The organism is Streptomyces sp. NPDC006335 (genome assembly GCF_040612795.1).
Lineage (GTDB): Bacteria > Actinomycetota > Actinomycetes > Streptomycetales > Streptomycetaceae > Streptomyces.
Window position 1 is genome coordinate 54,697 of sequence record NZ_JBEXQX010000025.1, and the last position, 20,960, is coordinate 75,656.

A 20,960-nucleotide genomic window follows, 5' to 3' on the forward strand; every position below is an offset into this window, starting at 1 on the left:
ACCGGCCGGGCGATCCGGGTGAAGGTGGCTGTCCAGGTCCGAGTCGATCGATCACCGGGGTGCGCAGGGATGGGCAGTGCGAACGGCGGCTGGAGCAGGCGCCGGTTCGTCGGCGCTCTCGCGGGAGCGGGCGCGGGCCTCACCGGCTGCTCCACGTCATCCGGACCGTCGTCGACGGCGTCCGGTCCTTCGTCGGCCTCATCCGGACCCGCGTCGGCGCCCTCGAAGGCTCCCCGCTCCCCCGGCACCACCTCACCAAGCCCGGCGAGAACCCCGTCCGCTCCGGCTGCGACCGGCCCGCGCCCCCTCTATCTCGGCACCTACACCTCCGCCGAGGGCGGCGGCACCGGCATCGGCGTCGCCACCTACGACGCCACGAGCGGCCGGATCACCGGCACCGGCACGATCACCGGGGTCACCAACCCGTCGTATCTGGCGCCGCACCCCGACGGGCGCACCCTGTACGCGGTCGCCGAGCAGGACGCCGGTGCCGTGACCGCCGTACGCCTGTCCGACCGCAAGGTCCTGGGGAGCCGGAGCACCGGCGGGGCGGGGCCGTGCCACCTGTCGGTGCATCCGGGCGGGCGCTGGCTGCTCAGCGCCAACTACGGCTCCGGCAGCGTGGCCGTGCACCCGATCGACTCCTCGGGGGCGCTCGGTGAGCGCAGGGACGTGGTCACGCACTCCAGTCCGGCCCCGGGACCGGGTCAGGAGGGCCCGCACGCCCACCAGTTCCTCACCAGCCCGGACGGCGGCCATGTGCTCGCCGTCGACCTCGGCACGGACACCGTCTACAGCTACCGCCTGAACGAACGGACCGGTGCCCTCACGGAGGTCTCGCGGGCCCGCACCCGGGCGGGCGCCGGACCGCGCCACCTCACCTTCCACCCCGGGGGCCGGTACGCCTATCTGGCCAACGAGACCGACAACACGGTGGCGGTCTGCGCCTACGACCGCCGGACCGGCCGTCTGTCCGTCGGGGCGCCGCAGTCGACGGGCACGGGTGCGGGCACGAACTACCCGGCGCAGTTCCTGGTCACCGCGAACGGCGCGTACGCCTACCTCGCCAACCGGGGGCACAACAGCCTCACCCGGTACGCCGTGGAGGCGGACGGCGCCCGGCTGAGGCTGCTCGACACGGTGCCGGTGGACGGTGACTTCCCGCGGCACATCGCCTTCTCCCCGGACGGCCGGCTGCTCTTCGCGGCGAACCAGAGGTCCGGCACCGTCAGCGTGTTCCACGCGGACGTCAAAAGCGGTGAACTGCGCCGCGCGGGCAAGCCGTTCGCCTCACCCGTCGCCGTCTGTGCGCTGCCGCTGTAGGGCCCGGGGGCAGGACGCCGCGCTCGCCTGGGTCAGCAGCACGTGCATGCGCTCGGTCAGCCGCGCCACGTCGTCGGCGGGTGCGTGGAAGGGCAGGCGTACTTCGCCGTCGGCACGGGCCCGCTCGATGCGCAGGGTCAGGCCGTGCCGGTCGACGGCGAGGGGCTGGACGCGGACCGCGCCGTGCAGGCTGTCGGGGTCGACGAGCCGGGTGAGCCGCTCGATCGCGTCCGGATGGCAGTCGGCGAGGTGGGTGAGCAGCCGGGCCTCGGCCGTGGCGAGGGGGTCGGGCGCGGCGGCGGCGAACTCGTCGAGGTCGACGACCACCGCCCCGGACGGCCGGCGCAGCACCACGCGCGTGGCCTTGAACTCCAGCCGCCGCTCCTCCTGCCCGGGGACGAACCAGCCGGCGATCCACAGCCGGGCGCGGATACGGCTGCGCACCGGGACCGGGGCCACGTCGGCGAACTCCAGGACGGCCGACGGCTCGCCGCGGGGTGCGCAGATCGCGGCCGCGAGCAGGGTGCTGTCCTCGGGCACGTCCAGCGTCACCCGCCCGTCCTCGGCGACGGTGTGCGCGCCGACGAACTCCTCGCGGCCGCCCTCGGCGGTCACCGCGCAGGACCACGAGGCGGCGAGCACCGACCGGGCGTGTTCCGCCGCGGAAGGCGCGGCCGTCCACGGTTGGCTGTCACCCATCCAGTTCCTCCTTAGGTAAGCCTTGCCTAACCTATCGAAGATCGGCGACGAAGCCAACCGAAGACGTGTGACGGACATGCGAATTCCGGTCAGGGCGTGAGAACGCCGAGCAGTGCCCGCGCGCACAAATCGCGCACCTGTTCCCGGGGTAGGTCCTGGCCTCGCAGCCACTCCAGACAGACCGCCGTCGTGAACGCCAGCCAGCCGCGCACGGCCAGCTGGAGGTCGGGGCGCTCCTGCGCAGCCGGACCGAACTCGGGATCGGCGGCCAGTGCCGCCAGGATCTGCCGCTCCTGTGTGGCCAGCGCCCGCTGGTAGACCCGGCGTACGGCCTGGTCGCCGGCGGCATCGGCACGGTGGAAGGCGCGGAAGCCGTGCGCGTGGGCGTGGACGTACTCCAGATAGGTGTCCAGCCCCGCCGTGAGCTGCTCGCGCACGGGGATGCCGGGCACGGCGGCGGTCATGGCCAGCATCCGCTCGCTCTCGCGCTCGACGACCGCCGCGAAGAACTCCCGCTTCGTCGGGAAGTAGTGGTAGAGCAGCCCCCGCGAGACACCGGCGATCTCGGCGACCTGCTCGATCCACACGTCGTCGTACGGGCTCTCCGAGAACAGCCTCGCCCCCACCGACAGGAGCTGCTCCCGACGCTCCCCGGTGCTGAGCCTGCGGCGCGTGCGCTCGCCCTGCTTCCCGGCCATGCCCGCACTTTACTTGACGCCGGTTCAACAAGGGGACGAGACTGATCGCGTTATTGAACCCACGTACAACGCGCTCAACTGCCGCTGGATCAAGGGAGATCTCGTCATGGCGGAGACGACGACGGCCACCCGGCCCACGGGATTTCGCAGCGCCGAACTGGGCTGGCCGGAGCTGCACCGCATTCCGCATCCGCCGCGTCGGCTCCCCCTGCTCGGTGATGTGCTGGGCGTCAACCGGGCCACCCCGCTCCAGGACTCGGTGCGCTTCGCCCGCCAGTTGGGGCCGATCTACCGGCGCAAGGCGTTCAACAGGGAGTTCGTCTTCACCTGGGGCGCCGAGCTGGTGGCGGACCTGGCGGACGAGTCACGGTTCGCCAAGCACGTCGGCCTCGGGGTCGCCAATCTGCGGCCGGTCGCCGGCGACGGACTGTTCACCGCGTACAACCACGAGCCGAACTGGCAGCTCGCGCACGACGTGCTGGCACCTGGCTTCAGCCGGGAGGCGATGGCGGCCTACCACCCGATGATGCTGGCCGTGGCAGGGCGGTTGACGGACCACTGGGACCGCGAACAGGCGGCGGGCCGGTCGGTGGACGTGCCCGGGGACATGACCAGGCTGACCCTGGAGACCATCGCGCGTACCGGGTTCGGGCATGACTTCGGCTCCTTCGAACGTGACCGGCCGCACCCCTTCGTGACCGCGATGGTGGGCACCCTGACCTACGCGCAGCGCCTCAACTCCGTGCCGTTCCCCGCTCTGCTACGGCGTGCGGCGCGGCGCAACGCGGACGACATCGCCTACCTCAACCGCATGGTCGACGACCTGGTCCGGGCCCGGCGCGCGACGGCCGGGGACGGCGACCTGCTGGACCGGATGCTGGAGACGGCCCACCCGGAGACCGGTGAGCGGCTGTCGCCGGAGAACGTCCGCCGGCAGGTCATCACCTTCCTGGTGGCCGGCCACGAGACCACGTCCGGCGCGCTGTCCTTCGCCCTGCACTACCTCTCCCGTCACCCGGAGGTCGCGGCACGCGCGCGTGCCGAGGTGGACCGCGTCTGGGGCTCCGCCGAGACGCCGGGCTACGACCAGGTGGCGAAGCTGCGGTACGTGCGCCGGGTGCTGGACGAGTCGCTGCGGCTGTGGCCGACGGCGCCCGCGTTCGCCCGGGAGGCCGTCGAGGACACCGTGCTGGCCGGACGGCACCCGATGCGCCGGGGCGCGTGGACGCTGGTGCTCACGCCGATGCTCCAGCGCGACCCCGAGGTGTGGGGCGCCGACGCCGAACGGTTCGATCCGGACCGCTTCGACCCCAAGGCCGTACGCTCGCGTCCCCCGCATGTCTTCAAGCCGTTCGGCACCGGGGCGCGGGCCTGCATCGGGCGCCAGTTCGCGCTCCACGAGGCCACGCTGGTGCTCGGGCTGCTGCTGCGCCGCTACGAGCTGCGGGCCGACCCCGCCTACCGGCTCAGCGTCACCGAGCGGCTGACGCTGATGCCGGAGGGGCTGCGGCTGCACTTGGAACGGCGGGCTCTCAGTGGCTCCGCGGCCGTCCCCGTGCCGGTGCCCGACGAGGTCCCGGCCGCGGAGTCACGCTGTCCAGTGCACCGGGCGGGTGACTGACTCCGGCAGCCGGGTGCCGGCGCTGCCCCGGGCCGCGTTGAGCTGGGGCTGGGTGAGGAAGAACGCGCCGGTCAGATCCGCGTCCGTCAGCTCGGCGTCGCGCAGGTCGGCGCCGATCAGATCCGCGCCGCGCAGGTCGGCGCCGGTGAGGTCGGCCGCGATGAGGTAGGCGCCGCGCAGACTGGCTCCGCGCAGGTCGGCGCCCCTGAGACGGGCGCCCATCAGGTCGGCGCCCCGGCGGTTCTTCTTCTTGCCGCCGATCCCGGCCCGCACGAGGTCGCTGGTTCGCAGCAGGAGGACGTTGACCTCCTGCCGGTGCGCGGGGACGTCCAGGGCGGCGAGTTCCTCGGCACTTGTCCGGGTGAGCGCCTCGGTCCGCTCCAGCATGCGGCGCAGGTCGGCGTGGACGGGGCGGGCGGCGGGCAGGGTGAGCGCTTCGGTGAGGTACCAGAGCAGTTCGTGGAGCTGGCGCACCACGGGGAACACGTCGAACATCCGGCGGGCGTCCGCGCTCGTGCCGGTACGCCAGTCCCGGCCGCCGAAGGTGACCTGGGAGACCTTCTGTCCGGCACCGAAGCAGTCGTAGACCGTGCACCCGGTGTAGCCCTCGGTGCGCAGCCTGGCGTGGATACCGCACCGGTGGTCGTCCCGCAGGTTCAGGCAGGGCTTGCCGGCCGGCTTGTCGCGGGCGAAGTCGGCGGAGGCGGCGAAGGGGAGCGCGACACAGCACAGGCCGAAGCACCGCCCGCAGTCCCCGCGCAGATCGATCATTTGTTCTTGCATTGCCGCCAGCCTAACGGGCCCGCGGAGCGGCCCGCCTTCGGCCGTGGCCGCCCGTGTCAGTGGGCGGTGCCCGGCAGGTCGAGGCGGGCGAGCCTGGCGGGGTCGGCCAGGACGTGCAGGGCGGCGATCCTGCCCTCGGTGACGGTGACGCCCGCGACCGCGAGCGGACGGCCCTCGGGCAGGTTGACGATCCCGACCTCGCCGTTGACCAGCGCGAGGCGGGCGCAGTCGGCGAACTGCCGGAATTGCAGGGCCTGTTCGGCCACCGCTCGGGCACCGTGGACCTTGGAGGCCGGCGCCCCGGAGTCCGCGCGCAGCACCACGTCGGGGTGGAGCACGGCGACCAGGGCCTCGACGTCCCCCGCCCTGGCGGCCGCCAGGAACGCTCCGAGCACCTCGCGCTGCCGGTCCAGGTCGGGTTCCGCGGCGGGGGCGGCCTCGCGCACCCGGCGCCGGGCACGACCGGCGAGTTGCCGCGCGGCGGCCGGAGGGCGTTCCACGATCGGCGCGATGTCGTCGAAGGGCACGGCGAACATGTCGTGCAGCACGAACGCGAGGCGCTCGGCGGGGTCCAACTCCTCCAGCGCCACCAGCAGCGCGAGACCGACCGCGTCGGCGTACAGGACTTCCTGTTCCGGGTCGGCCGGGGACAGCGGCGTGATGACGGGGTCGGGGACGTGGGCGTCAGCCGAGGGGTCCGCACGGCGTGCGGCGCGTGCGCGGAGCCGGTCGAGGCACACCCGGCCGACGGAGATGACCAGCCGGCCGCCCGGGTCCGGGATCTCGCCGGGGTCGCTGCGGCTCAGTTCGAGCCAGGTCTCCTCGACGGCCTCCTCCGCCTCGCCCAGCGAGCCGAGCATGCGGTAGGCCACCGCCCTGAGGTGCCCACGGTGCTCCTGGAAGCGCTCCGCGAGCAGTTCCGTTCCGTTCACGCCACCCCCGTGTCGTCCGTGAAAGCGAGACGATCACATGATGCCCGGCTCGGGTCAATACCGTTGCGCCTTCGCCAGCTTGGGCGTCAGCGCCGGATCGGCGGGCTTGCGGCTCACGGCGACGGGCTGCGCCTTCTCCCCCGGCTTCAGGTCCTCGGCGCCGACGTAACGGGTCTCCACGACCTTGTCCGAGGAGTCGAGGAAGTCGACCTGGACCGCGTACGAGGCCGCCTCGTCGGTCTTGTTGGTGATGGTGACGACCACGGCGAGCAGGCCGCCGGTCTCCGAACGCGGCTTGCCGGTCATGGTGACCTCCGACATCGCGTTGCCCTGCCCGTCGACCTTGGCGAGCTCGGTGCGCGCGGCCAGGTTGGCGCGTTCCGTCTCGGCGGAGACGGAGGCCTCGAAGGAGGAGGCGGCCGCCGAGGCGGACGCGGCCCGTTCGGAGGCCTCCGCCCGCGCCGAGGCCTCGACGGACGCGAGAGCGGAGGCCGCGTCGCCGGAGAAGGAGGCGGTGTCCGGGGCCGTGGGCCGTTCCGCGGAGGCCGACGTGCCGCCGGAGTCGTCGTCGCTGCCGCACGCCGTCAGCGCGAGCGTGCCGGCGGCGGCCAGAGTCACGGCCAGGGCTGCGATCCGGGACCGTCCGTGGGGTGACGGTGTGCTCATCGGCTGACGTCCTCTCGACTCCGGCGTCGACACTCGGCCGAAATGAACCCTATGCCGGAATCGAGAGTGAGGCATGTCGTCGCCCGAGGGCGCCCGCGGCCACGAACGCCCAGGTCTTTGGCGTCAGACCTCGTCGCGGGCGAGGGCGAGCAGCCGGTCCAGGACACGGGGGCCGCCCGCGCGGACACCGTCGTGCTCGAACTCGTCCGTCACCCAGGTACGCAGACCGCGGATGGCGCGGGCGGTCTCCAGGGAGTGGGCCGTGTCGACGTACATGTCGTCGTAGTACACGGCGGCGGCGACCGGGACCTGGTTGGCGGCGAGGCGGGCCGGGTCGTACAGGGGCTGCCAGTCGGTGCGGGCGGCGAGGAGTTCGGCGGTCTCGCGCAGCGGTCGCAGGGCCGGGTCGCAGTCGAACATCCAGGGGTGGATGGTCTCCCCCGTGAACAGCAGCGGCTCGTCGCCGGCGAGGGACTTGGCCGCGTCGAACTGCGGGAACTCGGCGCGCACCCGTTCGGCCGACCAGGCGGTGGGGCGCTCGTCCTGACCGTAGGCGGCCTCGTGGACGAGGGCGTACAGCGGGTGGGACGCGTAGGAGAGGAGGCCCTGGACCTCTTCCTGGAACGCGTCGCAGAGCTCGGGGCCCTGCGGGGTGCGGACGAAGGCGTGTTCCAGGAGGAAGTGCAGGCGGTGGCTGCCCTCGCCGCCGCCGAGGAGGATGCCGAGGGACTGGAAGGCCTCGACGGTCAGCCGGTAGCCGTTCGGCAGCCTCACTTCGTGCGTGAGGAGGTGGTCGGCGATACGGCGGGCCCGCTCGACGTCCTGCGGATAGCGGGCGTAGTGCGCGGCGACCTTGCGCTCCACGCGCGGGTAGGCGGCCCGGTAGACGTCGTCGGCGTGGGCGTCGAGGGACGGGAGGCCGCCGGTGACGAGGGCGCCGGCGAGACCCTCCGGGGCGAAGGAGAGATAGGTCGTCGCGCAGAAGCCGCCGAAGCTCTGGCCGAGGACGGTCCAGGGGGCACCGCCGGTGACCTTGGCGCGGATCGCCTCGCAGTCGCGGACGATGGAGTCGGCACGGAAGTGGGTGAGGTAGTCGGCCTGGGCGGCGGCGTCACCGCGCAGGGGCAGCGTCTGCCGGTTGGCGGGGCTGGAGTGGCCGGTGCCGCGCTGGTCGAGCAGGAGGACGCGGTACTCCTTCAGGGCCCGCCCGAACCAGGCTCCCTTGCCGACGAAGCGGTTCGCCCCGAAGCCGGGGCCGCCCTGGAGGTAGACCAGCCATGGCAGGTTCTGGCCCGCCTTGTCGCTCGCCACGGCCTCGCGGGCGTAGAGCTCGATCGTCTCCCCGGCCGGGTCGTCGTGGTCGAGGGGGACGGTGAAGCGGCGGTCGGTGAGGACGAGGCCGGGCTGGCGGTACGTCGAGGTCAACAGGGCTCCCGGGACGGACGGATTCTTCAGGGCGCGTCCCAGTTCAGCACATGTTCCTCCGCCGCCGGAGCCCTTCGATCATGAAATCTTACTGACTCTCCGGTCAGCGAGCCGCCAGGCTGGAGCGGCGCACGACCAGTTCGGGCTGGAGCACCACCCGGCGGTGCTCGTGCCGCTTGCCGGTGGTCTCCGCCTCCGTCTCCTCCAGGAGCAGTTCGGCGGCCAGGGCGCCCATCGTGACGGCGGGCTGGCGGACCGAGGTGAGGGGGACGGCCGCGGCGGCGGCGAACTCGATGTCGTCGTAGCCGACGATGGCCAGGTCGTCGGGGACGGTGACCCCCGCCGCGTACATGGCCTGGAGCACGCCGAGAGCGAGCAGGTCGTTGGCGCAGAACACGGCGGTCGGGCGGTCCGCGAGACCGAGCAGGCGGGCGCCCGCGTCCCGGCCCGCGGCCACGTCGAGCCGTTCGGTGGGCAGCTCGCGCAGGTTCTCGGGGCCCAGGCCCGCCTCGGCCAGCGCGCCCAGGGCGCCGGTGCGGCGGTCGCGGACCTGGTTCAGGCCGGGCGGGCCGCTCACGTAGGCGATGGAGCGGTGTCCCGCGTCGACGAGGTGGCGCACGGCGAGCGCGCCGCCGGCGACGTCGTCGACGGAGACCGAGCACTCCGTGGTGCCCTCGGCGACCCGGTCGACGAGGACGAAGGGGATGCCGTGGCGACGGAAGGAGGCGATGTTGCGGCCGGAGGCGTCGGTCGGGGTGAGCAGCACGCCCCGGACCCGCTGTTCGGCGAAGAGGGAGAGGTACTCGGACTCCTCGCTCGTGCTCTGGGCGCTGTTGCAGACCATCACGCCGAGGCCGTCCTCGCGGGCGGCCCGCTCGGCGCCGCGCGCCACGTCGACGAAGAAGGGGTTGCCCATGTCGAGGACGAGCAGGCCCATGATCCGGCTGCGGCCCGCGCGCAGCTGGCGCGCGGACTCGCTGCGGACATAGCCGAGCCGGTCTATCGCGGACAGGACGCGCGCCCGGGTCTCGGTCGCGACGGAGTCCGGACGGTTGATGACGTTCGAGACCGTACCGACGGAGACTCCGGCGGCGCGGGCGACGTCCTTGATACCCACCGACTGGGCCATCGGGCAGGGACCTCCAGGGAGACGAGGGGCGGCAGGACGACCTTCACATTATCGTCGAGCCGCCCCCACACCGGTCACGATCAGGTGGGCAGTGCGAAGTCGACCACGTGGAGCGCCGAGGGGGTCGTACCGCTCGACTTCTCCTGGTACATGAACGACAGCACGTTGTCCTGTGCCACCCGCGCCTCGTCGATCACGACCTCGCCGAAGGCGTTGAGGCCGCTGCCGTCGAAGAGGACCTTCCAGTCGGTGTAGCCCGACGCCTTGGAGGCGGCGGCGATCCGGCCGAACGGGAAGATCGCGTAGGCGTTGTCGTACTTGTCCAGGATCAGCTTGGTGCGCTGACTGGAGCCGAGCACGACCGGGATCTCGGTCTTCTGCCAGGTGCCCGTGGAGTTCTTGCGGAGGTGGAAGGCGCGACCGTTGGCGGTGCGGTCCGCGACGTAGTTCGTGGTGCACTGCCCGAAGCGGCCGGGGACGTAGCTGATGATCGCGTGCGGCAGGCCGGAGGAGTCGGTGGACTGGCTCTCCTGGTTCATCAGGGAGTGGTCCGGGTTCAGCGCGTCGACGACCAGGCCGCTGTCGGTGACGGCGACCTTGTCGGAGCCGCCGGTGGTACCGACGACGGTGCCGCCGTTGTTCCGCCAGGTGCGGCCGCGGTCGTCGGAGTAGACGTAGCCGGTGTCGTGGTTGGTGATGCCGCCGGAGGAGCACATCACGGCGCCGTTCTGCTCGCGCCAGGTGAAGAAGGAGTGCAGCCGGCCGTTCCTGTCGTAGTCGATGCCGTGCAGGTACATGTTGCGGGCCGTCGAGGAGCCGTGCTCGCTGGTGTAGGTGCCGGTGGAGCTGGACCACTCCCCGAGGTTGGTCCAGGCCGAACCGTTGTACTCCGCGAGGGCGTTGCGGCCGTTGCCGGATATCCCGACGCGGTAGCTGAGCTGGAGCTTGCCGTCGGGGGTCGAGATGAACTGCGGGTAGGTGAACTGACTCGTCAGCGCCAGGCCGTCCAGGGTGGACTGGGGTGCGCCGAAGCGGGCGGAGGTCCAGCTCAGCCCCGCCGGGTTGTCCATGAGCCCCGCGACCGACTTGACGTAGGTGAAGCCGTCGCTGTGCGAGTCCATGTTGAGGTGGAGGCGGCCGTCCACCTTGGACACGCCCATGGAGATGACGTTGTGGGAGTCGCTGGCCTTGAGGGTGTGGCCGACCTGGACGGTGGACCAGGTGCTCCCGCCGAGGACGCGCCGGCCGACGACGGCGTTCTTGTCGGCGGTGTACCAGACGGCGTACTGGTAGCCCTTGTAGGTCAACAGGCCGTTCTTCTGGAACGAGTTGTTGTTGACGAGGCCGTCGTAGGAGACGAAGAAGACGGCCTGGCTGTCGAGCGTGGTGGTGCCGGTCCGGGTGACGGAGGGACCGGGGTCGGCGGCGCGGGCGGTGCCGCCGGTGAGCGCGGAGGTGGACATGGCGGACACGATGGCACCTGCGAGCAGCGTGCGTCTTTTCATGGAGCGGCTCCTGCTGTCCTGATCGGGCCCGATGGGGCCTGATGGGGAGGCTCAGGCGAGGTGGAACACCTCGGTGAGCGGTTTCATCGCCTCGTCCGGGCGGGCTCCGTCGAGGGACTCGAAGAACTCGCCCATCTCGGCCTGCCAGCGGGCGTTGACTTCGGTGGCTTCCATACCTGCCTTGGCGGCCTCGAAGTCCTCGGTCTCCAGGTAGCCGACGAGCAGGCCGTCGTCGCGCAGGAAGAGCGAGTAGTTGTGCCAGCCGGTGGCCGAGAGTGCTTCCAGCATCTCCGGCCACACGGCGGCGTGGCGTTCGCGGTACTCGGCGAGTCGGTCCTCACGGACCTTGAGGAGGAAACAGACGCGCTGCATGAAGTACCGCTCCTTGAGGGGGAGATCAGAAGTTGAACTGGTCGATGTTCTTGGCGTCGAACACGGTCGGCTTGCCGAGGTTGATCACGCCGTCCTTGCCGATGGTGTACGTGGTGCCGCCGGCCTTGAAGGTCTCGCCCTCCTTGCCGGTGATCTGGCCGGAGACCAGCGCGACGGCGGTCTGGGCGGCCAGCGCGCCGAGCTTCGACGGGTCCCACAGCTCGAACGCCTCGACGGTGCCGTTCTTGACGTACTTGCGCATGTCGTTGGGGGTGCCGAGGCCGGTCAGCTTGACCTTGCCCTTGTACTTGGAGCCGGAGAGGTACTGGGCGGCGGCCTTGATGCCGACGGTGGTCGGGGAGATGATCCCCTTCAGGTTCGGGTACTGCTGGAGCAGGCCCTGGGTCTGCTGGAAGGACTGCTGGGCGTCGTCGTTGCCGTACGCGATCTTGACGAGCTTGATGTTCTTGTACTTGTCCTGCTTCAGCTCGTCCTTCATGAAGTCGATCCAGGTGTTCTGGTTCGTCGCCGTCTGGGCGGCGGACAGGATCGCGATCTCGCCCTTGTAGCCGATCTGCTCGGCGAGCAGCTGGACCTCGGTGCGGCCCAGGTCCTCGGCGGAGGCCTGCGAGACGAAGGCGTTGCGGCACTCCGGCTTGGTGTCGGAGTCGTAGGTGACGACCTTGATGTCGTTCGACATGGCCTGCTTGAGGGCGGTGCACAGGGCGCCCGGGTCCTGCGCGGACACGGCCATCGCGTTCACCTGCTGCTGGGTGAGCGTGTTGACGTAGGAGACCTGCCCGGCGGTGTCGGTGGCGCTGGAGGGGCCGACCTCCTTGTACTTGCTGCCCAGTTCGGTCAGCGCCTTCTCGCCGCCCTTGTCCGCGGAGGTGAAGTACGGGTTGTTGACCTGCTTGGGCAGGAAGCCGACGGTCAGGCCCTTCTTGGTGGCCGCGTTCGGGTCGGCCTTGGCGGTGGAGGCCGCCGAGGCGCCCTCGTCCTGCACGTCCTTCTTGGTGGTGCCGCCGCACGCGGTGAGCGCGAGGGCGAGCGAGGTGCCGGCGGCGAGGGCTGCGCAGGAACGGCGGAGGGATGACTTACGCATGACGGATCTTCCTTACGAGGGTGAGCGGATACGAGGTTTCCGGGGCGCCCGGGCCTAGCCGGCCGGGGCGGGCGCCTTGGACGCCGGTGTCGAGGCGGCTCGGCGGCCGGCCCTCGCAACCGAGATCTGCCGTGCGACCCGCGGGCCGAGCACGGAGAGGACGAGCAGAACGCCGGTGACGACGATCTGGGACTGGGCGGAGACGTCCTGGAGGCTCATCACGTTCTGCAGCGCGCCGAGCAGGAAGACTCCCGCGATCGCGCCGCCGAGCGTGCCCTTGCCGCCGTCGAAGTCGATGCCGCCCAGCAACACGGCCGCCACGACGGAGAGTTCGAGCCCCGTGGCGTTGTCGTAGCGGGCGCTGGCGTAGTGCAGTGCCCAGAAGATGCCGGTGAGCGAGGCCATCAGGCCCGTCACCGTGAACAGGATCAGCTTCTGGCGCTTGACCCGGATGCCGGCGAACCGCGCCGCCTCCTCGCTGGCGCCGGTCGCGAACACCGAGCGTCCGAACGGCGTGGCGTGCAGGACGACCACGGCGATCGCGAGCAGGACCAGGAAGGGCAGGAAGGCCTGCGGGATGAACGTGTCCCCGATCCGTCCGGCGGCGAAGTCCAGGTACTGCGTGGGGAAGTCGGTGACCGCGTCGGAGCCGAGCACGATCTGTGCGATGCCCCGGTAGGCGGCGAGGGTGCCGATGGTGACGGCGAGGGAGGGCAGGCCGAGCCTCGTGACGAGCAGGCCGTTGATCAGCCCGCACACCACACCGAGGACCAGGCAGATCGGGATGATCACCTCGATCGTCAGGCCCTGGTTCCACAGGGCGCCCATCACCGCGCCGGACAGGCCGGCCGTGGAGGCGACGGAGAGGTCGATCTCACCGGAGACCACGAGCAGGGTCATGGGCAGGGCGATCAGCGCGATCGGCAGGGTGTTGCCGATCAGGAAGGACAGGTTCAGCGCGTTGCCGAACCCGTCGACCGTACCGAAGGACAGCAGCAGGACGACGATCAGGAGGGTGCCGACCACCGTGTCCCAGCGGATCGCACGCGTGAGGGAGTCAGGCATGGCGGGCGTTCCTCTTCTTCAGGGCGGAGGCCACGCGCAGCGCGACGACCCGGTCGACCGCGATGGCGAGGATGAGCAGGATGCCGTTGATGGCGAGCACCCAGACCGAGCTGACGCCGAGGGCGGGCAGCACGCTGTTGATGGAGGTCAGCAGCAGGGCGCCGAGAGCCGCGCCGTAGACGCTGCCGGAGCCGCCGGTGAAGACGACACCGCCGACCACGACCGCGCTGACGACGGTCAGTTCGTAGCCGGTGCCGGTCCCGGAGTCGACGTTGCCGAACCGGGCCAGGTACATCGCCCCGGCGAGACCGGCGAGGCCGCCGCAGAAGGTGTAGGCGGCCAGGATCCGCTTGCGCACCGGGATGCCGGCGAGCCGTGCGGCCTCGGGGTTGGAGCCGAGCGCGTACAGCTCGCGTCCGCTGCCGAAGTGCTTGAGGTAGTAGGCGGTGGCGACGAGGACCGCCAGCGCGATCAGGGCCAGCCACGGCACGGCGGAGATCCCGCCGGAGCCGAAGTCGACGAAGCTGTCCGGGAGGTCGGCCGCCGTGATCTGACGGGAGCCGACCCAGATGGAGTCGATGCCCCGGATGATGTAGAGCGTGCCGAGGGTGACCACGAGCGCGGGCACCTGGCCGAGGCTGACGAGCAGGCCGTTGAGGAGGCCGAAGCCGATGCCGAGCAGGACCGCGAGCACGATCGCCACGACGGGGTTCCCGCCGCCGTGCAGGTACGTGCCGGCGGCGAAGGCGCTGATGCCGAGGGTGGAGCCGACCGAGAGGTCGACGTTCCTCGTGATCACGACCAGCGACTGACCGGTGGCGACCAGCACCAGGATGGTGGCGTTCAGCAGCAGGTCCTTGATGCCCTGCTCGGTGAGGAAGTCGCTGTTCCCGATCTGGGTGACGACGATCATCACCAGGAAGACGACCAGGATGGCGAGCTCGCGCATCTTGAAGACGCGGTCGACCAGGCGGGTGCCGCTGGACTTGGGTACGTCGGTCACGGGGGCCTGGTTGGGAGTCGTCACCGTCATGCGGCGGCCCTCCCGGTGGCTGCGGCCATCACGGTTTCCTCGGTGGCGTCGGAGCGCGGGATCTCGGCGGTGAGGCGGCCCTCGTGCATCACGAGCACGCGGTCCGCCATGCCGAGGATCTCGGGCAGGTCGGAGGAGATCATCAGGATGGCCACCCCGTCGGCGGCCAGCTCGCTGAGCAGCCGGTGCACCTCGGCCTTGGTGCCGACGTCGATGCCACGGGTCGGCTCGTCGACGATGAGCACCTTGGGGCCGGTGGCCAGCCACTTGGCGAGGACGACCTTCTGCTGGTTGCCGCCCGACAGCGTGTTGACGGTGTCGGCGATGCGGGCGTACTTCACCTGGAGCTTGACCGCCCAGTCGAGTGAACGGCTGCGTTCGGCGCCGCGGTCCATCAGACCGGCCTTGACGGTCGTGCGCAGACCCGTGAGGCCGATGTTGCGCTCGATGGACATGTCCATCACGAGGCCCTGGGCGCGCCGGTCCTCGGGGACCAGGGCGAGGCCCGCGGCCATCGCGGTGGACGGGGCGCCGTTGACCAGCGCCCTGCCGTCGACGGAGACCTCGCCGGCGTCCCAGCGGTCGATGCCGAACACGGCCCGGGCGACCTCGGTACGGCCCGCTCCGACGAGACCCGCCAGGCCGACGATCTCGCCTCGCCTGACCTCGAACGAGACGTCGGTGAAGACGCCCTCCCGGGTCAGCCGGCGCACCGTGAGCGCGACCTCGCCGGGGCGTACGTCCTGCTTGGGGTAGAGCTCGTCGAGGTCACGGCCGACCATGCGGCGGACCAGGTCGTCCTCGGTCATGCCGTCGATCGGCTCACTGGAGATCCAGGCGCCGTCGCGCAGGGTGGTGACCGTCTGGCAGATCTGGAAGATCTCCTCCAGGCGGTGCGAGATGAACAGCACCGCGGCACCCTGCTCACGGAGCGCCTTGACGACCCCGAAGAGGCGGGCCACCTCGCTGCCGGTCAGGGCCGCGGTGGGCTCGTCCATGATCAGGACGCGGGCCTCGAAGGACAGCGCCTTGGCGATCTCGACGATCTGCTGGTCGGCGATGGACAGGCCGCGCGCCGGACGGTCGGGGTCGAGCTCGACCCCGAGGCGCTGCATCAGGGCCAGGGTCGCGGCATGGGTGGCCTTGTGGTCGATCCGGCCGAGGGCCCGCCGGGGCTGGCGGCCCATGAAGATGTTCTCGGCGATCGACAGGTCGGGGAAGAGCGTGGGCTCCTGGTAGATCACGGCGATACCGGCGTCGCGGGCGTCACCGGGACCGTGGAAGACGACCGGCTCACCGTCGAGCAGTACCTGGCCGGTGTCCGGCCGGTGCACTCCCGCGAGGGTCTTGATGAGGGTCGACTTGCCCGCGCCGTTCTCGCCGGCGAGGGCGTGTACCTCCCCGGGAAACAGCTCCAGGGAGACGTCCCGCAGGGCGCGAACCGCGCCGAAGGACTTCGAGATGTCCTTGAGCGCGAGAACCGGGGCCGGACCCGTGGTGGACGGGTGGGTCATTGGGGGCTCCTCGACGACGCCGGCGGGACGGCCCTCACGGCGTCGTGAAAGGTTTCAACTTGGTTGCCGGGACGTTAGGCATGGAGCGCATGTCACGTCAATGGGTTCGTGTCGAAAAAGTTTCGATGGACTCAGGTCACAGGGGGGTCACGGGCAACAGCCTTGGTCGCAGGGGTTGACACCCCCGCGAGGTCCCCATACTTTCCCGTCTTGAATCGTTTCACAGTGAAGCTGTTCGGATGCCCTTCAGACCCGACGTCACAGGAGCCCTCAAGTGACCGAGCTCGCCGCGGTGAAGGCCGCTCTCAAGACCCAGGCCGTCGAGACGCCGTCGTGGGCGTACGGGAACTCGGGAACCCGCTTCAAGGTGTTCGCCCAGCAGGGTGTACCGCGTACCCCGCAGGAGAAGCTGGAGGACGCGGCGCAGGTGCACGCGTTCACCGGAGTGGCCCCGACCGTCGCCCTGCACATCCCCTGGGACAAGGTCGAGGACTACGCCGCGCTGGCGAAGTTCGCCGGGGAGCGGGGCGTGAAGCTGGGCGCCATCAACTCCAACACCTTCCAGGACGACGACTACAAGCTGGGCAGCATCTGTCATCCGGACGCCGCGGTGCGCCGGAAGGCTCTCGATCATCTGCTGGAGTGCGTCGACATCATGGACGCGACCGGCTCCCAGGACCTGAAGCTGTGGTTCGCCGACGGGACGAACTATCCCGGCCAGGACGATCTGCGGGCCCGGCAGGACCGGCTGGCCGAAGGTCTCTCCGAGGTGTACGACCGTCTGGGTGACGGGCAGCGGATGCTGCTCGAGTACAAGTTCTTCGAGCCGGCCTTCTACTCGACGGACGTACCGGACTGGGGCACGGCGTACGCGCACTGCCTCAAGCTCGGCCCCAAGGCCCAGGTCGTCGTCGACACCGGGCACCACGCGCCCGGCACCAACATCGAGTTCATCGTCGCCACGCTGCTGCGGGAGGGGAAGCTCGGCGGGTTCGACTTCAACTCGCGGTTCTACGCCGACGACGACCTCATGGTGGGGGCGGCCGATCCGTTCCAGCTCTTCCGGATCATGTACGAAGTGGTGCGCGGGGGCGGGTTCACCTCCGAGGTGGCGTTCATGCTCGACCAGTGCCACAACATCGAGGCGAAGATTCCGGCGATCATCCGGTCCGTCATGAACGTCCAGGAAGCGACGGCCAAGGCGCTCCTGGTGGACCGGGATGCTCTTGCGGTGGCTCAGCGCGAGGGGGATGTGCTGGAGGCGAACGCGGTGCTGATGGACGCGTACAACACGGATGTGCGGCCGCTGCTCGCGGAGGTGCGCGAGGAGATGGGGCTGGACGCGAATCCCATTGCCGCGTACAAGCGGTCCGGGTGGGCCGAGAAGATCGTGGCCTCGCGGGTTGGTGGGGAACAGGCTGGCTGGGGGGCGTAAGCGTCTGCCTGGTCCTGTCGTCTGCGGGGTGCGGGCCGGCTGTGGCTGGTCGCGCCCGCGCGGCGGAGCCGCAAATTGATACAGCCCCGCGCCCCTGAAAGCGAAATCCCGCCCTCTCTCCAGTAAGGAACCGAAAGTCATGGCACCCCATCCCGAAGCCGCCGCCCTCCTCGCCCGTTCCCGTCGGCTTGGCTCCGATCCCCGTAACACCAACTACGCCGGTGGCAACGCGTCCGCCAAGGGCACCTCCGTCGATCCCGTCACCGGCGGGGACGTCGAACTGATGTGGGTCAAGGGGTCCGGGGGCGACCTCGGGACCCTGACCGAGGCCGGGCTCGCCGTTCTGCGGCTGGACCGTATGCGGGCGCTCGTCGACGTGTACCCCGGTGTGGAGCGCGAGGACGAGATGGTCGCCGCGTTCGACTACTGCCTGCACGGCAAGGGCGGGGCGGCTCCCTCCATCGACACCGCCATGCACGGGCTCGTCGAGGCCGCTCACGTCGACCACCTGCACCCCGACTCCGGCATCGCGCTCGCCTGCGCCGCCGACGGGGAGAAGCTGACCGCCGAGTGCTTCGGGGACACCGTCGCCTGGGTGCCGTGGCGGCGGCCGGGCTTCCAGCTCGGACTGGACATCGCCGCCATCAAGGCGGCCAACCCGCAGGCGATCGGTGTCGTCCTCGGCGGGCACGGCATCACCGCCTGGGGCGACACGGCCGAGGAGTGCGAGAAGAACTCGCTGCACATCATCCGGACGGCCGAGAAGTTCCTGGAGGAGCGTGGCAAGGCCGAGCCCTTCGGCCCCGTCATCGAGGGGTACGGCGCTCTGTCCGAGGCCGAGCGCCGGGAGCGGGCCGCCGCCCTCGCGCCGTACGTCCGCGCGATCGCCTCCCAGGACAAGCCGCAGGTCGGGCACTTCAACGACTCCGAGCCGGTGCTGGAGTTCCTGGCCCGCGCCGAGCACCCGCGCCTCGCCGCCCTCGGGACCTCCTGCCCCGACCACTTCCTGCGGACCAAGGTGCGCCCGCTCGTCCTCGACCTGCCGCCTACGGCTCCTCTGGAGGAAGCCATCGCGCGGCTCGACGAACTGCACGCCGAGTACCGCGAGGAGTACGCCGCCTACTACCAGCGGCACGCCCTGCCCGACTCCCCCGCCATGCGCGGCGCCGACCCGGCGATCGTGCTGATCCCGGGTGTCGGCATGTTCTCCTTCGGCAAGGACAAGCAGACCGCCCGGGTCGCGGGTGAGTTCTACGTCAACGCGATCAACGTGATGCGGGGCGCCGAGGCCGTCTCGTCGTACGCGCCGATCGAGGAGTCCGAGAAGTTCCGCATCGAGTACTGGGCGCTGGAGGAGGCGAAGCTCCAGCGGATGCCGAAGCCCAAGCCGCTCGCGACCCGGGTCGCGCTGGTGACCGGCGCCGGCAGCGGGATCGGCAAGGCCATCGCGCAGCGGCTGGTCGCCGAGGGCGCGTGTGTCGTGGTCGCCGACCTCAACGGCGAGAACGCGGCCGCGGTCGCCGAGGAGCTCGGCGGGCCCGACAAGGCCGTCGCCGTGACCGTCGACGTCACCTCCGAGGAGCAGATCGCCGAGTCGTTCCGGGCCGCTGTGCTGGCCTTCGGCGGGGTGGACCTCGTGGTCAACAACGCCGGTATCTCCATCTCCAAGCCTCTCCTGGAGACCTCCGCCAAGGACTGGGACCTCCAGCACGACATCATGGCGCGCGGTTCCTTCCTGGTGTCGCGGGAGGCGGCCCGCGTGATGATCGCGCAGAAGCTGGGCGGCGACATCGTCTACATCGCCTCCAAGAACGCCGTGTTCGCCGGTCCCAACAACATCGCCTACTCCGCCACCAAGGCCGACCAGGCCCACCAGGTGCGGCTGCTGGCCGCCGAGCTGGGCGAGCACGGCATCCGCGTCAACGGTGTCAACCCCGACGGCGTGGTGCGCGGGTCCGGCATCTTCGCCGGGGGCTGGGGTGCCAAGCGGGCCGCCGTGTACGGCGTGGAGGAGGAGAAGCTGGGCGAGTTCTACGCGCAGCGGACCATCCTCAAGCGCGAGGTGCTCCCCGAGCACGTGGCCAACGCCGTGTTCGCGCTGACCGGCGGGGAGCTGACGCACACCACCGGGCTGCACGTCCCGGTCGACGCCGGCGTCGCGGCCGCCTTCCTGCGATGAGCGCGTCCGTGAAGTCGTACGCCGCGGTCGACCTCGGCGCGTCCAGCGGACGTGTCATGGTCGGCCGCGTGGGCCCCGACAGCCTGGAGCTGACCGAGGCCCACCGGTTCGTGAACCGGCCCGTGCGGCTGCCCGAGGGCCTGCGCTGGGACATCCTCTCGCTCTACGGCGGTGTCCTGGACGGGCTCAGGGCCGCCGGGCAGGTCGACTCCGTCGGGATCGACAGCTGGGCCGTGGACTACGGGCTGCTGGACGCGGACGGCAAGCTGCTCGGCAACCCCGTGCACTACCGCGACTCCCGCACCGAGGGCGTCGCCGAGAAGGTGTGGGCGACCGTGCCCGCGCCGGAGTTGTACGCGGCGACCGGGCTCCAGTACGCGCCCTTCAACACGCTGTACCAGCTGGTCGCCGACCAACTCACCGGCGCCGAGCGGCTGTTGCTCGTCCCCGACCTGCTCACCTACTGGCTGACCGGCGAGCAGGGCACCGAGCTCACCAACGCCTCGACGACCCAGCTGATCGATCCCCGGACGCGCGGATGGTCGTACGACATCGCCTCGCGTCTCGGCATCGACCTGGAGTTGTTCGCGCCGCTGCGGCAGCCGGGCGATCCGGCGGGGCTGCTGCGGCCGGAGGTCCTGGAGGAGACCGGACTCCGCGGGCCCGTGCCGGTGACGGCCGTCGGGTCGCACGACACCGCCTCCGCGGTCGCCGCTGTGCCCGCGTCCGGCGAGCGGTTCGCCTACATCTGCACCGGCACCTGGTCCCTCGCGGGTCTTGAGCTCGACGCGCCGGTGCTGACCGAGGAGAGCCGGGCCGCCAACTTCACCAACGAGCTGGGGCTCGACGGCACGGTCCGGTACCTGCGGAACATCATGGGGCTGTGGCTGCTCCAGGAGTGCGTACGGGCCTGGGGCGACCCGGATCTGGGCGAGCTGCTCCTCGACGCGGCCAAGGTGCCGGCGCTGCGGTCGGTCGTGGACGCGGGGGACGCGCGGTTCCTCGCGCCGGGCCGGATGCCGGAGCGGATCGCCGAGGCGTGCCGTGCCTCGGGGCAGCCGGTGCCGGGCACACCCGCGGAGATCACGCGCTGCATCCTCGACTCGCTGGCCCTGGCCCACCGCAAGGCGGTCGAGGAGGCGCAGCGGCTGGCCGACCACCCCGTGGACGTCGTGCACGTCGTCGGGGGCGGGACGCGCAACGCCCTGCTGTGCCAGCTCACCGCCGACGCCTGCGGGCTGCCGGTGGTGGCCGGGCCGACCGAGGCGGCCGCGCTCGGGAACGTCCTGGTCCAGGCTCGGGCCCACGGGCTCGTGGGCGACCTCGCGGGCGGGCGCGCGCTGCTCACCCGTACCCAGCCGCTCACGCGGTACGAGCCGCAGGGCGATCCCGCGCGCTGGCGCGAGGCGCAGGCCCGGCTCGCCGGGAACTGACCCGGGGTCTCCCCCGGCCCTCACCCCCGGACTACGCTTCACT

18 protein-coding genes are annotated in these 20,960 nt (G+C 71.1%); 5 read left to right on the forward strand and 13 right to left on the reverse strand.

Annotated features, from left to right (window positions below):
- The first annotated feature begins 69 nt into the window (after positions 1-69).
- Entirely contained in the window at positions 70-1,323 is a 1,254-nt protein-coding gene (locus ABZ098_RS40665) for a lactonase family protein (RefSeq protein ID WP_356599314.1), read from the forward strand.
- Here the strand turns inward: ABZ098_RS40665 and ABZ098_RS40670 are convergent.
- Together ABZ098_RS40670 and ABZ098_RS40675 are read right to left on the reverse strand one after the other, a co-directional pair.
- Positions 1,291-2,022: a DUF2470 domain-containing protein gene (locus ABZ098_RS40670; protein ID WP_356599316.1), complete on the reverse strand. Its 732-nt coding sequence runs from the start codon at positions 2,020-2,022 to the stop codon at positions 1,291-1,293. The genes ABZ098_RS40665 and ABZ098_RS40670 overlap by 33 nt on opposite strands.
- Before the next feature lie 89 nt (positions 2,023-2,111).
- Entirely contained in the window at positions 2,112-2,720 is a 609-nt protein-coding gene (locus tag ABZ098_RS40675; RefSeq protein ID WP_356599317.1) for a TetR/AcrR family transcriptional regulator, read from the reverse strand.
- Between the two features lie 106 nt (positions 2,721-2,826).
- Between ABZ098_RS40675 and ABZ098_RS40680 the strand changes: the two genes are divergently transcribed.
- On the forward strand, positions 2,827-4,341 hold the full coding sequence (locus ABZ098_RS40680) for a cytochrome P450 (RefSeq protein WP_356599319.1): 1,515 nt from the start codon (positions 2,827-2,829) through the stop codon (positions 4,339-4,341).
- Here the strand turns inward: ABZ098_RS40680 and ABZ098_RS40685 are convergent.
- The 11 genes from ABZ098_RS40685 to ABZ098_RS40735 form a co-directional block, all read right to left on the reverse strand.
- Complete coding sequence (locus ABZ098_RS40685; RefSeq protein ID WP_356599321.1) at positions 4,309-5,124, reverse strand: pentapeptide repeat-containing protein; 816 nt, start codon at positions 5,122-5,124, stop codon at positions 4,309-4,311. The two genes, ABZ098_RS40680 and ABZ098_RS40685, sit on opposite strands and share 33 nt — an antisense overlap.
- Before the next feature lie 56 nt (positions 5,125-5,180).
- Positions 5,181-6,056, reverse strand: a complete 876-nt coding sequence (locus tag ABZ098_RS40690; protein WP_356599323.1) for a sigma factor-like helix-turn-helix DNA-binding protein — start codon at positions 6,054-6,056, stop codon at positions 5,181-5,183.
- Between the two features lie 54 nt (positions 6,057-6,110).
- A complete protein-coding gene (locus ABZ098_RS40695) occupies positions 6,111-6,722 on the reverse strand; it encodes an FxLYD domain-containing protein (RefSeq protein ID WP_356599325.1) in 612 nt (203 codons plus the stop codon).
- A gap of 123 nt (positions 6,723-6,845) precedes the next feature.
- Complete coding sequence (locus ABZ098_RS40700) at positions 6,846-8,147, reverse strand: alpha/beta fold hydrolase (protein WP_356599327.1); 1,302 nt, start codon at positions 8,145-8,147, stop codon at positions 6,846-6,848.
- 103 nt (positions 8,148-8,250) lie between these two features.
- On the reverse strand, positions 8,251-9,276 hold the full coding sequence (locus tag ABZ098_RS40705; protein ID WP_356599329.1) for a LacI family DNA-binding transcriptional regulator: 1,026 nt from the start codon (positions 9,274-9,276) through the stop codon (positions 8,251-8,253).
- Between the two features lie 80 nt (positions 9,277-9,356).
- Positions 9,357-10,781, reverse strand: coding sequence for a BNR repeat-containing protein (locus ABZ098_RS40710; protein ID WP_356599331.1), 1,425 nt, complete (start codon positions 10,779-10,781; stop codon positions 9,357-9,359).
- Between the two features lie 51 nt (positions 10,782-10,832).
- On the reverse strand, positions 10,833-11,153 hold the full coding sequence (locus tag ABZ098_RS40715) for an L-rhamnose mutarotase (protein WP_356599333.1): 321 nt from the start codon (positions 11,151-11,153) through the stop codon (positions 10,833-10,835).
- A gap of 25 nt (positions 11,154-11,178) precedes the next feature.
- Positions 11,179-12,258, reverse strand: a complete 1,080-nt coding sequence (gene rhaS, locus ABZ098_RS40720) for a rhamnose ABC transporter substrate-binding protein (protein WP_356599335.1) — start codon at positions 12,256-12,258, stop codon at positions 11,179-11,181.
- Positions 12,259-12,312: 54 nt separating this feature from the next.
- Complete coding sequence (locus tag ABZ098_RS40725) at positions 12,313-13,323, reverse strand: ABC transporter permease (protein ID WP_356599337.1); 1,011 nt, start codon at positions 13,321-13,323, stop codon at positions 12,313-12,315.
- Positions 13,316-14,356 carry an ABC transporter permease gene (locus ABZ098_RS40730; protein WP_356599339.1) on the reverse strand — a complete coding sequence of 347 codons (1,041 nt, stop codon included), beginning with the start codon at positions 14,354-14,356 and terminating at the stop codon, positions 13,316-13,318. The genes ABZ098_RS40725 and ABZ098_RS40730 overlap by 8 nt, the downstream gene beginning before the upstream one ends.
- Entirely contained in the window at positions 14,353-15,870 is a 1,518-nt protein-coding gene (locus ABZ098_RS40735) for a sugar ABC transporter ATP-binding protein (protein WP_356599341.1), read from the reverse strand. Before ABZ098_RS40735 ends, ABZ098_RS40730 begins: the two co-directional genes overlap by 4 nt.
- A gap of 274 nt (positions 15,871-16,144) precedes the next feature.
- On the opposite strand from ABZ098_RS40735, the gene rhaI reads away from it, so the two are divergent.
- The 3 genes from rhaI (at position 16,145) to ABZ098_RS40750 (ending at position 20,917) form a co-directional block, all read left to right on the forward strand.
- On the forward strand, positions 16,145-17,305 hold the full coding sequence (gene rhaI / locus ABZ098_RS40740) for an L-rhamnose isomerase (protein ID WP_356599343.1): 1,161 nt from the start codon (positions 16,145-16,147) through the stop codon (positions 17,303-17,305).
- Between the two features lie 139 nt (positions 17,306-17,444).
- Positions 17,445-19,484 carry a bifunctional aldolase/short-chain dehydrogenase gene (locus ABZ098_RS40745; RefSeq protein WP_356599345.1) on the forward strand — a complete coding sequence of 680 codons (2,040 nt, stop codon included), beginning with the start codon at positions 17,445-17,447 and terminating at the stop codon, positions 19,482-19,484.
- Positions 19,481-20,917, forward strand: a complete 1,437-nt coding sequence (locus tag ABZ098_RS40750) for a rhamnulokinase family protein (RefSeq protein ID WP_356599347.1) — start codon at positions 19,481-19,483, stop codon at positions 20,915-20,917. Before ABZ098_RS40745 ends, ABZ098_RS40750 begins: the two co-directional genes overlap by 4 nt.
- Positions 20,918-20,960: the final 43 nt, after the last annotated feature.

What these genes read in the sequence shown, in the direction of transcription:
- ABZ098_RS40705 (WP_356599329.1), bottom strand. Translation starts at nt 9,276, where the DNA reads ATGGCCCAGTCGGTGGGTATCAAGGACGTCGCCCGCGCCGCCGGAGTC.
- ABZ098_RS40710 (WP_356599331.1), bottom strand. Translation starts at nt 10,781, where the DNA reads ATGAAAAGACGCACGCTGCTCGCAGGTGCCATCGTGTCCGCCATGTCC.
- ABZ098_RS40745 (WP_356599345.1), top strand. Translation starts at nt 17,445, where the DNA reads ATGGCACCCCATCCCGAAGCCGCCGCCCTCCTCGCCCGTTCCCGTCGG.
- ABZ098_RS40695 (WP_356599325.1), bottom strand. Translation starts at nt 6,722, where the DNA reads ATGAGCACACCGTCACCCCACGGACGGTCCCGGATCGCAGCCCTGGCC.
- ABZ098_RS40675 (WP_356599317.1), bottom strand. Translation starts at nt 2,720, where the DNA reads ATGGCCGGGAAGCAGGGCGAGCGCACGCGCCGCAGGCTCAGCACCGGG.
- ABZ098_RS40725 (WP_356599337.1), bottom strand. Translation starts at nt 13,323, where the DNA reads ATGCCTGACTCCCTCACGCGTGCGATCCGCTGGGACACGGTGGTCGGC.
- ABZ098_RS40715 (WP_356599333.1), bottom strand. Translation starts at nt 11,153, where the DNA reads ATGCAGCGCGTCTGTTTCCTCCTCAAGGTCCGTGAGGACCGACTCGCC.
- rhaS (WP_356599335.1), bottom strand. Translation starts at nt 12,258, where the DNA reads ATGCGTAAGTCATCCCTCCGCCGTTCCTGCGCAGCCCTCGCCGCCGGC.
- ABZ098_RS40730 (WP_356599339.1), bottom strand. Translation starts at nt 14,356, where the DNA reads ATGACGGTGACGACTCCCAACCAGGCCCCCGTGACCGACGTACCCAAG.
- ABZ098_RS40750 (WP_356599347.1), top strand. Translation starts at nt 19,481, where the DNA reads ATGAGCGCGTCCGTGAAGTCGTACGCCGCGGTCGACCTCGGCGCGTCC.
- ABZ098_RS40665 (WP_356599314.1), top strand. Translation starts at nt 70, where the DNA reads ATGGGCAGTGCGAACGGCGGCTGGAGCAGGCGCCGGTTCGTCGGCGCT.
- ABZ098_RS40735 (WP_356599341.1), bottom strand. Translation starts at nt 15,870, where the DNA reads ATGACCCACCCGTCCACCACGGGTCCGGCCCCGGTTCTCGCGCTCAAG.
- ABZ098_RS40680 (WP_356599319.1), top strand. Translation starts at nt 2,827, where the DNA reads ATGGCGGAGACGACGACGGCCACCCGGCCCACGGGATTTCGCAGCGCC.
- ABZ098_RS40685 (WP_356599321.1), bottom strand. Translation starts at nt 5,124, where the DNA reads ATGCAAGAACAAATGATCGATCTGCGCGGGGACTGCGGGCGGTGCTTC.
- ABZ098_RS40670 (WP_356599316.1), bottom strand. Translation starts at nt 2,022, where the DNA reads ATGGGTGACAGCCAACCGTGGACGGCCGCGCCTTCCGCGGCGGAACAC.